The organism is Agriterribacter sp. (assembly GCF_035445465.1).
In the GTDB taxonomy this organism is placed as follows: domain Bacteria; phylum Bacteroidota; class Bacteroidia; order Chitinophagales; family Chitinophagaceae; genus Agriterribacter.
The window spans coordinates 1-12,748 of the sequence record NZ_DAOMQT010000079.1; the positions used below are offsets into that span (position 1 = coordinate 1).

The 12,748-nt window shown below is 43.7% G+C and carries 10 protein-coding genes; 3 read left to right on the forward strand and 7 right to left on the reverse strand.

Annotated features, from left to right (window positions below; all coding sequences use genetic code 11):
• Positions 1–413: 413 nt before the first annotated feature.
• Together PLE34_RS20415 and PLE34_RS20420 are read right to left on the reverse strand one after the other, a co-directional pair.
• Complete coding sequence (locus tag PLE34_RS20415) at positions 414–992, reverse strand: Crp/Fnr family transcriptional regulator (RefSeq protein ID WP_324560054.1); 579 nt, start codon at positions 990–992, stop codon at positions 414–416.
• 86 nt (positions 993–1,078) lie between these two features.
• Positions 1,079–3,349: a cation:proton antiporter domain-containing protein gene (locus PLE34_RS20420; RefSeq protein WP_324560056.1), complete on the reverse strand. Its 2,271-nt coding sequence runs from the start codon at positions 3,347–3,349 to the stop codon at positions 1,079–1,081.
• A 250-nt stretch (positions 3,350–3,599) separates the two neighbouring features.
• On the opposite strand from PLE34_RS20420, the gene PLE34_RS20425 reads away from it, so the two are divergent.
• Complete coding sequence (locus PLE34_RS20425; protein ID WP_324560058.1) at positions 3,600–4,172, forward strand: fasciclin domain-containing protein; 573 nt, start codon at positions 3,600–3,602, stop codon at positions 4,170–4,172.
• A gap of 241 nt (positions 4,173–4,413) precedes the next feature.
• Here the strand turns inward: PLE34_RS20425 and PLE34_RS20430 are convergent, their stop codons facing one another.
• The 3 genes from PLE34_RS20430 to PLE34_RS20440 all read right to left on the reverse strand — a co-directional run bounded on the left by PLE34_RS20430 (position 4,414) and on the right by PLE34_RS20440 (position 6,383).
• Positions 4,414–5,493, reverse strand: a complete 1,080-nt coding sequence (locus PLE34_RS20430; RefSeq protein WP_324560061.1) for a lipase family protein — start codon at positions 5,491–5,493, stop codon at positions 4,414–4,416.
• A gap of 322 nt (positions 5,494–5,815) precedes the next feature.
• Positions 5,816–6,121: a helix-turn-helix domain-containing protein gene (locus PLE34_RS20435; protein WP_324560063.1), complete on the reverse strand. Its 306-nt coding sequence runs from the start codon at positions 6,119–6,121 to the stop codon at positions 5,816–5,818.
• Positions 6,102–6,383 carry a type II toxin-antitoxin system RelE/ParE family toxin gene (locus tag PLE34_RS20440; RefSeq protein ID WP_324560065.1) on the reverse strand — a complete coding sequence of 94 codons (282 nt, stop codon included), beginning with the start codon at positions 6,381–6,383 and terminating at the stop codon, positions 6,102–6,104. The genes PLE34_RS20435 and PLE34_RS20440 overlap by 20 nt, the downstream gene beginning before the upstream one ends.
• Before the next feature lie 209 nt (positions 6,384–6,592).
• Here PLE34_RS20440 and PLE34_RS20445 point away from each other — a divergent pair, with 209 nt between their 5' ends.
• Positions 6,593–9,376 carry a family 78 glycoside hydrolase catalytic domain gene (locus PLE34_RS20445; protein ID WP_324560067.1) on the forward strand — a complete coding sequence of 928 codons (2,784 nt, stop codon included), beginning with the start codon at positions 6,593–6,595 and terminating at the stop codon, positions 9,374–9,376.
• Between the two features lie 129 nt (positions 9,377–9,505).
• Positions 9,506–10,009, forward strand: a complete 504-nt coding sequence (locus PLE34_RS20450) for a hemerythrin domain-containing protein (protein WP_324560069.1) — start codon at positions 9,506–9,508, stop codon at positions 10,007–10,009.
• Between the two features lie 306 nt (positions 10,010–10,315).
• Here PLE34_RS20450 and PLE34_RS20455 read toward each other — a convergent pair whose 3' ends face one another.
• Both PLE34_RS20455 and PLE34_RS20460 read right to left on the reverse strand, forming a co-directional pair.
• A complete protein-coding gene (locus PLE34_RS20455; protein WP_324560071.1) occupies positions 10,316–11,119 on the reverse strand; it encodes a nucleotidyl transferase AbiEii/AbiGii toxin family protein in 804 nt (267 codons plus the stop codon).
• Positions 11,116–11,937 carry a type IV toxin-antitoxin system AbiEi family antitoxin domain-containing protein gene (locus tag PLE34_RS20460; protein ID WP_324560073.1) on the reverse strand — a complete coding sequence of 274 codons (822 nt, stop codon included), beginning with the start codon at positions 11,935–11,937 and terminating at the stop codon, positions 11,116–11,118. The genes PLE34_RS20455 and PLE34_RS20460 overlap by 4 nt, the downstream gene beginning before the upstream one ends.
• Between the last annotated feature and the right edge of the window lie 811 nt (positions 11,938–12,748).

Sequence of the window (12,748 nt, forward strand, 5' to 3'; positions counted from 1 at the left end):
CTAAGTGATAGTATTGGGCAACTATAAATCAGGGAAAGTAACAATAGTTCAAACGGGTGCATTTAAAATTGTCGCCGGTTGGTGGGGACACCAACCGGGGCGGCCTGCCGTGGGCGGTGTCTCCACCGCCCACACGAAGCAAAGCGGTGCGACAATTTTAAATGCACCCGTTCAAACGCTTTGCATACTATATCAGGGATAAATAGCTGAAGCTTCAGTAGTGCCACAGCTAAATCAAGGCGTGTGCACGGATGTGTTGTATCCTCATCCGTGCTTGTCCCGATAGCTATCGGGATTGTTACTTTTTCTTTCAAGAGAAAAAGTAAAGAGAACATTTATCACTAAAGAGACAAAAAGTAAATAAAATGAAAACCCTTCGGATAAGGATTTGCGCTTTAAATACCTGATTCCAATCATTTGTCTTTTATCTTTCTGCGAACCCGGCTCAAAGTTTCGGGAGTAAGCCCCATGTAAGAAGCGATCATGCGCTGGGGAACGCGTTGTATTAGATTGGGGTAAAGTTTGGTTAAGTTAATATACCGCTCTTCCAGCGACAGGCTTAAAATAGAAGTGAGCCTTTTTTGCATTGCCATATAGGCGCCTGTTATCTGTAAGCGGGTGTATACTTCATATTCAGGGATCTGTTTCATTATTTCTTCCTGTGCGCTTTTGCTGATGAGCACCAGTTCCGAATCTTCCAGCGCGTCAATATTGTAGGTAGCGGGGTTACCGGTCATAAAACTATGCAAATCAGATATTGTCCAGCCTTCGAACGCAAACTGGATGATATGTTCCGACCCTTTTTCATTAACCGAATAAGCCCTTAACGCGCCTTTTTCAACAAAAGCAGCATATTTGGCCACATCACCCTCCTGCAGCAGGTATTGATTTTTACGAATTTTTTTAGGGGTAAGATAGCGCTTTATGATATCCTGTTGTCCGGAAGTCAGTGCTATCTTCTCGGCCATCTTTTCAAAGAAAAATTCATACATAAAACATTTCAATTAACCCGGTAATAAAAAAACTGCTTCCTGCTGCTGATGCTCCTTAATACGGCCAGCACCAATTCCGGTTCATGCTATTCCTGTCCAAGCTGCATTATCTTTTTTCGTTCGCCTACTATCCATATAATATCCCCCCACTCAAAAACAGAGGAGGAATCCGGGTTCAGTATCCTTTCTTTTTCACGTTGTATGCCTACAACCAGTCCGTTTGTACGTTCCCGTAAGCCCGAGTTACGTATGGTTAATCCTTTTAAACGGGTATGTTCATCCACGAGTATTTTTTCAAGAGAGATGTCGCTGATGTCCAGTTCTTCCCCCGCGATGCTTTCCGTTGCATCAAATACCGGTTTAAATACCTGGATCTGGTCGTCGGTGGCAATGATCCCCACATGATCAAAAGGCAATAACCTGTTATGACGTCCCGGAATATTAATAAGCTGCTCACCCCTTTTAATATAAACAATATTTATTCCGTATTTCTCCCGCCAGGACAGTTCCATCAGTGTTCTGCCAATATATTCAGCGTAAGGATTCACCTCCATTTCTATAATATGAGCATCCCAGGGCACCAGGTCCGAACCAAAATCAACATTCTTCCTTAAAATATTGGTTTCTGCCGACCCGCCATTTGCAGCGGCTGTTTCCCTGGCGTTAAGATTGGTGATAAAACGGCTTTCAATACGCTGATAGAATTTTTGAATCCTTTTAGAGAAAATGATCAATACCAGTATCGTAATGGGTATGGCCACCAAAAGCGCAACCTGCGTAGAAGCCAGCCGGTCAACCCAGAAGCCAATGGCCAGCACGCCTACAATATTCCTGGCTATTTCCACAATTAAAAGCGGGCCGCGGTTGTATTTCTTGTCTATCCAAAGTTCCTTATACGCCTGGTTATTGGGTCTTTTAGCCATAAGGGCCCACATAAAGGGTGCGGCAGCGCCGAGCGATATCACCAGCACAATAATTATCCTTAATGTTTCATCTTCCACTCTTTCATGAACAAAGGGCAGCAGGAAATTGGATGAAACCAATATAAGCGCCAGTAAAATAATACCATTGGTAAGGGCAATTCTGCCATAGCTTTTTAATACAATTTTCCAGTCGCTTTCGGCCTGGATGCTTTGCGTGCTGGACGAATACCTGTTTAGCCTGTTCACCCATTTATCAGGCAGCAGCTTTGCTATAAAATTATAAAAAGGCTCCGAATACTTAATGAGATAGGGTGTTGTGAAGGTGGTAATAGCAGAAGCGCCAACCGCTACGGGAAAAAGAAAATCGGAGATCACACCTAATGAAAGCCCCAGTGTAGCCACAATGAAAGCAAACTCCCCTATTTGCGCCATACTCATACCCACCTGCACCGATTGTTTGAGCGGCTGTCCCGAAAGCAGCGCGCCCAGCGTAGTACTGAATAGTTTTCCAAATAAGGTAAGCAGCGTTACGCAAAAGATGGGCCACGCGTATTCCACCATAGCCTCAGGATTGATCATCATACCAACCGACACAAAAAACACGGAGCCAAACAAGTCTTTTACCGGCTTGGTAAGATGTTCTACTTTTTCCGCGAAAGTGGTTTCCGCTATGATAGATCCCATAACAAAGGCGCCCAATTCTGCCGAAAAACCAACCTGCGTAGCCAAAACCACCATACCCAGGCATAACCCAATAGAAAGAATAAGCAGGGTTTCTTCATCCATTAATTTTTTTGCCCTTTTTAAGAAGGTAGGTAAAAGAAAAATGCCGGTTATAAACCACAAGGCCAGGAAGAATAACAGCTTTAGAATGGTTAATAAAATCTCCGTTCCTTCAAACTGCTGGGTAACGGCCACTGTTGAAAGCAATACCATCAGTAATATCACAACAATGTCTTCTACCACCAGCACGCCAAATACAATACGGGCAAACTGTTTTGTTTTTATACCCAGTTCATCAAAAGCCTTGATGATAATGGTAGTGGAAGAGCTGGCCAGCATACCGCCCAGGAAAAGGCTGTCCATAGTAGACCAGCCCAATATTTTACCCAGGAAATAACCCGCTATGGTAATAAATAAGATTTCAACAAAGGCGGTGATAGAGGCAGACCCTCCTACCCGCATTAATTTTTTAAAGCTGAACTCCAACCCCAAACTAAACAGGAGAAAGATAACACCGATCTCTGCAAGCGTTTTTACATTTTCATTGTCTACCACCGTTGGTATAAGATGAAAGTGCGGACCTACCAGAAATCCGGCTATGATATAGCCCAGTACCAGGGGCTGTTTAATCCGTTTAAAAAGTAAGGTTACAATGGCGCCGGCCATTAATATAAGCGCTAAATCCTGAATCAGTTTCGGTAGATGCCCCATCAATAGTTATTTACAAGCTTTTGTGAAGTTTTTAAAGTACGCAAAAATATTTAAAAAACTTCAGTAAAATACATTTCCAGGAGCCGGGTACAGGATCAGGAGTTACCGGCGTTAAAAACTGAAGATGACCGATATCCTTTTGCAGCATGACAATCGTCATAACAGACGCCATTTTTCCAACTTATTTTGTACCGGCATTCGTTACATACGATGTGCCGGAACCCTTCATTTACACAACAACAAAATGATTATGAAAAAAAATTATTTATTCTTTGCAGTCCTGCTCATGAGTACCATTTTATGGCTGGCATGCAATGATGCCGCTACCGGCACAACTGAAGCTGCTACTGCAACCACAGGTTCTGATGCTGTGCTGAGTGGCCAGTCGGGCGTACAGGACAATGAATCTCAAAAAGACGTGGTAAAAATAGCAGCGGGCAGCGCCGACCATACCACCCTCGTAAAGGCCCTGCAGGCGGCGGGATATGTAGACGCTCTTTCCAATGCCGGACCATTTACCGTGTTTGCACCTACCAATGCGGCTTTCGACAAGCTGCCTGCGGGTACCCTGACCGATTTACTGAAGCCTGCAAAAAAAGATGACCTCCGCAATATACTGGAATACCATGTGTATATTGGCGTGCTAAGGCCCGAAATGCTTACCAACGGGCAAACTTTCGGACAAGCCAACGGAGATAATATCAGCATTACGGTGAACGACGGAAAAACGCTGGTGAACGGAGCCAATATTATAGCTTCCATCCCGGCGTCAAACGGTATTATACATGTTATAGACGCGGTGTTGCTGCCCCCGGCAAAATAACAACCTGCCTGTGCAACTTCATAAAGAGTGCTTCCTATGTTACAGGACAGCACTCTTTATGTAACAGCACTCTTTATGTAACAGCACTCTTTATGTAACAGCACTCTTTATGTAATGGTGGAAGGGAGTGAACAGGCAGTAGGTAATAGTGAATCTCACCTCTCACTATTCACTATTCACCACCTCTCACTTCTCACCTCTCACGTTTAACATAGCGCAGATGTACGTCAATCCAATCGCATTATAGTCTTTCCGCGAGGAACAGGTACGCGCCAAATGAATGGTGCACCATAAACTTTTCCTTATCAACCGGGAAAACCGAAAAATAAGTTTCGTCTCCGTTTAGAATGACAGGATTACCGGTACGCACATAATTGTTGCTTTTAAAATACGCGGGCGGACTAAAGTCAGGAATGTGCTTTTGCACCGCCTTCGACATCATTTTACCGAGGTATTTCTGGTAATTCCTTTGTGCCCTGCGGGAAGGTTTATCTAATTTATTATACAGCCGTTTTAAAAAAATATTCTTAGGGAATCGCTGTTTTTTAATGAGCCCCTTAACGAGCGGAAATGGATTCACTTCATTAAAATCATCTGTGGTTTGCACAGAGAATGGCACTTCCGGTACCCAATCGGCGGCATTAACAACATTATAAGCCCAGCCATCCCGCGTGATGGTTTCATAGGCGTAGGCGAAATATAAGTTTCCCGGTTTGGGCGCGGCGCTGCAATAGGTTTTAAAGCAGATATCTGCAGGTAAAAGATTTTGCTTTTGAAGACTGTACAGATAAGCCGTCATTAAAAAGCTGATCGCGCCGCCCTGGCTATGTCCCACAATGTAAAAGTCTTTAATGCCAGCCTGGTAACACGCATCTATATGCTGTAAAATATCCTTCGATAAAAACGCTGTTGCCAGCAGCCAGCCCGCATGAACGGCTGCAAGCGGATTTTGGGCCAGCTCATACCTGAAAGTATCGGTGTCAGAAAGCTTTAATTCACCTTTTGCAGGAACCATTGCCGCATAAAAATTAGCCAGCCAGCTTTCCGCATTCAGGGTAGAGCCCCTGATGCTGATGGCAGCCATGCTGTCGGAACTTAGCCAAAGCTCCCACACATTATCCAGACCAACCGTTGCTGAGCGGTACCGGAGTGTAAACCGTTCGGGAGAAGGTATATTCTTCCCAAATTCAAGCTCGCTGTTCTTAGCAGTGAGCTTCAACAACTCTGTGTATTCCTGTTTATCAAAGCCCGGTTGCAATTTTTGCGCAGCAGCTTCTATGAAAAATAATACTGTTAGCAGTATAATAACATAGCGCTTCATGTGTTGTGTTTAAGGCTGCAATCTATAGCTTAAGCCGGATATTAGTGTGCTATAATTTTGTGGTTTGCAAACATGCCGGCTGACGCTCCCTTGCCGCGTACTGACCGCATCCGGGAATTGCGCGCCGTTGTACAATGTCTGCTATACGATGTCTCCGGCTTCGTATGCTGTATGTTCTCCCGGGACTTCGTCCCGCAAAGACCTGCCACACTAATGATACTGGTACGTGAGACACGTACCAGGGCCGTAAAATTAATTTACTTCATGCCGGCGTGTTCATAAAAAGTCATGCGGCCGGATATAGTTCATAATGGTGTTCCTGTCAAAGTTTAATTGATAATTGTAGTTGTCCACCGAAGCCAACTGATACAATTTTTTGAAGAGTGGAAATTCTCACTTCTTTAAGATTGTTCTCAATTTTTGAAATGTAGGATTTTGTTGTTCCCACTTTTTCAGCAAGTTGTTCCTGTGTCAAACCTTTTTCCCTTCTTGCTTCCTGAATTAATGCGCCAATTTTAAAGTTTTGATAACCTGCTTCAAGTTGGTCACGCTTTGCTGTCCCGGTTTTGCCATAATGCTTATCCTTAAACTGGGCAAGTGTCATAGTGTTATTTCCTTTCGTCTTCATATTCTTTTTTTATTTTAAGTGCTTTCTCAATTTCCTGCTTGGGTGTCTTTTGACTTTTCTTCTGAAAGCCATTTGCTAACACAATCAATTTTTCCTGATCAAAAAAACAAAAGATCCGAAAAATGTCGCTAGCTAAGTTTACTCTGACTTCATATAATCCGTCCTGCATGTGTTGAAGATAAGTTTCAGGAACTCTGTCAATTTCTTCAATCAGGTCAAGCGTCCAAACGATTTTATCCTTTACTTTCTGACGTTGTTTCACAAAAACGCTTCAAAATAATGTTTGTAAGTGATAACCGTTTCGGAATTTCTGTTTTTTGTTCACAATGCAAAGATAAGCAATTGTTGCCCTAAAGTGAAACTATTTTTTAAAGTCCTTCTATTGCAGATGTTGCCAGAGTGGCTGCGGTTAAATCGCATGTAAAGGCCAATGGTATAAGTATTATCTTAGCCTTAACCATCATATCGTGTATGCGTATAAAATTTATTCTCCTGGCTTTTCTTTTCAGCGCTTTTTTTGCTGTTTCCGCACAAAACAAATCAAGCATCTATCCGGTAGCGCTTACCTGCGAATATCTTGACGATCCCGGCGCACTGGATATAAAACAACCCCGCTTCAGCTGGAAGCTGGCCCCGGCAGACGCTTCGGCTTTTGCTCAAAAGCAAACGGCTTACCGTATAATGGTTGGTTCCACAAAAGACCAGCTTAACAAAAGCAAAGCAGATATATGGAACAGCGGCTGGATACCATCCGGCGAATCACATCTTATTCCTTATAAAGGCAAAGCACTTCTGTCGGATAAAGATTATTACTGGACAGTAAGTGTAAAAGACGAAAAGGGAATGGTATCGCCACTGAGCGAAACCGCGCACTTCAGCACCGGGCTGTTTGATCAGAAAGAATGGACCGCAAAATGGATCGGCACAGATGAAATATATGACCCCTATAAAGGCAGCAATAAAATACCCGATCCGTGGATGAGGAAATCATTCGATTTGGAAACAAAGCCCGAAAGAGCCGTGCTGTATGTGGCATCTGTAGGATACCATGAAGTGTATATCAACGGCAAAAAAGCAGACGCCCATGTTTTAGCGCCTGCCGTAACCGACCATACCCAACGCGCCCGCTACATTGCTTATAATATAACAACAGCCTTGAAACCGGGAAAGAATGTTATTGGCTTATGGCTGGGAACTTCCTGGTCTATATATGCTCCTTATGCTACACCCGATAAGCCGCGGACGCCCATGGTTATAGCCCAGACCGACATTACCGGAAAGCATAACCAGCGAATAGCCAGAATTATTACCGATGAAACATGGAAAACACATGCAAGCCCAAACCAGCTCATCGGGAACTGGGGCTTTGGTGTGGGCGGATATGGAGGCGAGATCTGGGATGCCAATAAAGAGATACCTGGCTGGAATGAAGCAGACTATAACGACGAGGCATGGAAAAATGTGAATGTATATACGCCAAAGCTGGAGCTTTCTGCACAGCAGGTTGAAACCAATGCATTGTTTGATGAGATACAGCCGGCTTCCATTGAACACCGTGCCGATGGATCCTACCGGGCAGATATGGGTGTAAACTTTGCCGGATGGATACAGGTTCATGTGAAAGGCAATCCCGGAGACACTGTGCGGCTGCTTTTTTCCGAACGGCAACAGGAGGACATGACCTACGGACTGCATAACCTGTATATTATAGGACCAACCGGTGAGGGCAGTTTTAAAAACAGGTTTAACTATAACTCCGGAAGATGGATGACGATACAGGGTGTAAAGCAGGCTCCGCAGAAAGCCGATATTAAAGGATGGATGGTGCGTACAGATTTCAAAACCACAACCTCTTTTGAATGCTCCGATCCTTTGCAAAACTGGATTTATAATACGGTAAGATGGACATTCGAAAATTTATCGCTCGGCGGTTATGTAGTGGATTGTCCGCAACGTGAACGATTTGGCTACGGGGGCGATGCCCATGCTACTGCTGAAACAGGATTGCTCAATTACAGGCTGGGTGCATTTTATACCAAATGGCTGCAGGACTGGCGCGATGTGCAGGGAACAGAGCCAATGGTTGGTAATATGAACGATACCACATGGGCGCATAAAAAGCCTGAAAGCGGACGGCGCCTCGGCGGCGGGATCTTACCTCAAACCGCCCCCACCTATCATGGCGGAGGCGGCCCGGCATGGGGTGGCATTGTGGTTACCCTGCCCTGGTTCCTTTATGAATACCTTGGCGACAAACGCGCCGTAGAGGAAAACTTTGATATGATCAAAGGCTGGCTGGGTTTCTTGGATACGCATGTAAAAAACAATATGCTCACGCGTTACGGAGGAAAATGGGATTTTTTAGGCGACTGGCTTTGGCCGGACGCTAATGCACAGGGCATGAACAATTATTCTGATGAAAACCTTTTTTTCAATAACTGTTATTGGATTTACAACCTGAAAACAGCCGTAAAGCTTGCCCGGGTTATAGGCAGGAATGAAGAGGCTGCACAATGGGAGAAACAGGCAAAACTGGCAAGCGAAGCTGTTCACCGTACCTGGTACCATGCTGATGATCACAACTATGCCGACAACAGCATGAGAAGCCTTGCTGCCGCATTGTACGGAGATATTATGCCTGCCGGATTGCGTCCTTTAGTGATGAAGCGATTAGAAAAAGAGATCCTGGTCAATCAGAAAGGACACATTGACGCAGGAATAACCGGGGGAACGATGTTGTTTAAAGTGCTCCGGGAAGAAGGACGCGATGATCTCCTCTATTCCATGACTTCCCAAACAACATACCCCGGCTGGGGCTTTATGCGTGAAAATGGCGCTACTACCATGTGGGAGACGTGGGAAAAAGATCTTACCGACCACTCCCTGCTGCATAGCTCTTATCTTTATCCCGGGGCATGGTATATTGACGGAGTAGCCGGGATCAGAAAGCATGATGATTACCCGGGTTTCAGGAAATTCAGCCTGCGTGTTCCTCAGTTCACCGGGGAGCAGCTAACATGGGCAAAAGCAGAATTTGATTCCCCTTCCGGGAATATCAAAGCCCACTGGAAGCGTGAAAACAATAAGCTGGTATACCTGGTTACGATTCCCCCGAATTGTACGGCAACCATTTATTTTCCTGATGAGGATGGAAAAACGGTTCAGGTAAATTCATCTTATGCAAAAAAAACAGGGATCAGCAAGGGCTATGTTGTATTTGAAGCGCCTGCAGGAACTTACCGGTTTGAGAATTAGCATTGAGCAGAAAGAGTTTTTTGTATCCCGCCCGCTATACGATGTCTCCGGACTTCGTATCATTTATGTTCTCCCGGGACGCTGTCCCGCAAAACGAAAACATTAAAAATATCGTATTATTGAAAATCCATGAACAGGCAGCTATATCAGTTTTTCACAGATGACCATCGCCGGATTGACGAATTGTTAGACCTGGCAACCCAAAACCCCGATGAAATTCAAATGGAATATTATCAACGGTTTCGCGCGGGGTTGCTGACGCATATCAAGATGGAAGAGAAAGTTCTTTTCCCGGCGGCACAAAAAGCAAACGGAGGCATTCCCGTGCCGCTTGCCGCAAAGCTTCGTCTTGAGCATGGCGCAATAACCGCTTTGATGGTGCCCCCGCCCACCCCCTCGTTGATAAAAGTGCTGCGGCATGTTTTAGATAAGCATGATATCGCAGAAGAAGAACCCGGTGGCATGTACGACGTATGTGCAGCACTCACCCAAAATCAAACCCTGGAACTTTTAGAACAGCTTGCTCATATTTCAGAAGTACCGCTGCACCCCCATCATCCGGCAGCTTTTGCGCTGGAAGCAGCCAAACGAGCACTAACACGGGCCGGCTACGATTTTGACAGCATTGCTTAATAGATTAAAACTGTGTAAACACTGCTATACGATGTCTCTGACGTTGTATGCAGTATGTTCTCCCGGGACGCTGTCCCGCAAAAATATTAATAGTCACGCAGGGGTTTTCATAAAAAACTATGCGGGACTGTGGTAAAATATTGACTCTGAAAAAGGCTATAATTTTTCACACTAAAAACTACCTCCCTGTTTCGCCGGGGTCTCGCCTGCGCTCAATAGCAAGGCTGTGAAGACCCCGTCGGGACGAAAATCATCCCACGCAATATGTTGGCGACGCCCCAGAGATAATCTTCCAATTGTTTTGAGTCATAATTTCAATTTTTTCAAATGCTTTTTTACTTCACGTTCTACCTGATCAAAGTCGGGCAGGTCTTTTATTTGTTCGCTCATGGAGCTTTGCCACCTGCCTTGGTATTGAGGTAAACGTTCAGTTAATTTTTTCGGAAAATCGGTGTGCAATAAACCTTTGTTTTTGCACTTGGTTTCAAATTCGTTCAGATAAAAATTTGCATCCATTTCATGTTCTTCCAGCAAATACCAGATGTCGTAAAAATCTCTCGCTTGCATTCGTTGCATCACGGAACGCATTTTTTCAACCAATACTTCCTCTAATGGATAACATAATAGTTGGTGTTCTTCCAAATCGGAATAGCCAATGAATACGTCATTCATTACTGGTTCAAAAACCAGTTGTTCACTGCGTGAAATATCAACTTTAACTCTTTTGCTATTTCCTTGTCCGCCAAGCGGACCAATGAAACTGATGTAAAAATTAATGCCGCCATCTTCATGGTCGTTGCTGTCAATGATGTTAAGCGGAATATTGGCTTCATCTCTTATGAATTCAAATACTTCTTTGAACCATGAGAAAATTTGGTCGTTGGATATTTCGGCATTCAGCAATGTAAAATCCAGGTCTTCAGAAAAACGATAATCTTCAAAATATACTTTCTTTAAAACGGTTCCACCTTTGAAAACGATTGCCCTCGATAGTTGCTTATGTTTGGCAATTCCAAACAGAATCCATGAAAGAATATAATCCTTTTCAATCTGCTGGTCACGTACCCCAACAGCCCTTGCTTTTTGCTGTATTTCTCCGGGTTTGATCATGTGTAAATGGCAGATTTAATGGTTTCCGTTTCCAAATTTTGTTGAATACTCCAACGGCTTATTCGCTTTCCTGTTTTAGGCAATTCGGTATCAAGCACAACATACGAGGCAGTTTTCATTTGGTGTAATTCCTGAATAATATTGGTGTTAATGTCTAATGTTTCTAAAAGGAAGCCCAATCGTTTTATTACAGCTTGCGAATCAAACTTTTTTGCGTACTCAAGAAGGGTATCGTATTTCATTTTGTCTTTTGAAATGTAGATTGCCCTTGCCACTTCCACTATTCCACCTGCATAATCGGGTTTAAACAAACAGTCAATAAAAGTTTTCTCCAAGTCAGAACAAAGCACCTTATTGAAACTGTCAACCCACATTTTTTTTGAACCAAAAAAATGTTTCTCGTTATGATAAATAAATTGAAAAGGGACTTCTTTTATTTTTATTTCCGATGGTCGTATTTGTTTTGATACAACTATTTGTTCTTTTAATGACGGTTGAGTAATAAGGTTGTGAATCTGTAAGGCGGAATAGTATCCGATATAATGTTTGGCATCATTGACTAAATGCTCCGCTATTAAATGCCAGTCAGGCATGTAAGTTTCCGCATTTTGCTCATACGGAATGATGTAATAAACACCTTCTTTCAAACGCATCAACAAACCTCTCTTTGTCATATCGCTGAGTAGTTCTCTGACGGCACTCGCTTTAGAGTCGGGCAGTGCTTTGTAAGCCAAAGAATAGTCAAAGCTATTCCTGTTTTGCCCGTTGAAATAGGATAGAAGTTCGTTCGATTGCGTTGATATGTATTTATTTTTCATAGTAATAATATCAGGATAAACCTGACAATAATGATACGAAAGATAATTGAGTTAATTGCCCCAATTCGGAAAAAAGTTATTGTTTATAGTGATATAGTCAGGATAAACCTGACATTATAGATATGAAACATCATTTTTAGGGGTGTGCTGGCAAAAAACGGCTGGGTTAGCTTGTGGCTGGGGCAAAAGCAAATGTGCCGTTTGCTGGTAAGCATAAAATTGAATTAAAAAATGTGCGGTGGGGAAATAGCTCAATAGATTAAAACCGTGCAAACACTGCTATACGATGTCTCTGACGTCGTATGCAGTATGTTCTCCCGGGACGCTGTCCCGCAAAAATATTAATAGCCATGCAGGGGTTTTCATAAAAAACTATGCGGGACTGCCGTAAAATATTGACTTTGAAAAAGGCTGTAATTTTTTCGCTAAAAACTACCTCCCTGTTTCGCCGGGGTCTCGCCTGCGCTCAATAGCAAGGCTGTGAAGACCCCGTCGGGACGAAAAATAGTTTACTTTTTCTTAGTTTTTAGGCGTCTGTTTGTCGTTGTGGTGTCGTCCTTTACACTTGCTGCTAACGGCCAGGGCTTTGTGCAGTTGGGGAATTGACCAACTGTCCGCCCGGAACCGAAGCTAAATTTATAACTAAAAGCCGAAGTTTAGAACTACTGCCCGGCAGAATTCCGTCCGCCGAATATGAAGCTGGGATATGCACTGCTGATGATTGTACTTCCGTCCACCCCAATTGCACAAAACCTGATGTTGAACTAAACCTACGGTAGCCTTCCGCACTATCCGTAACTTTAGTCCTCAA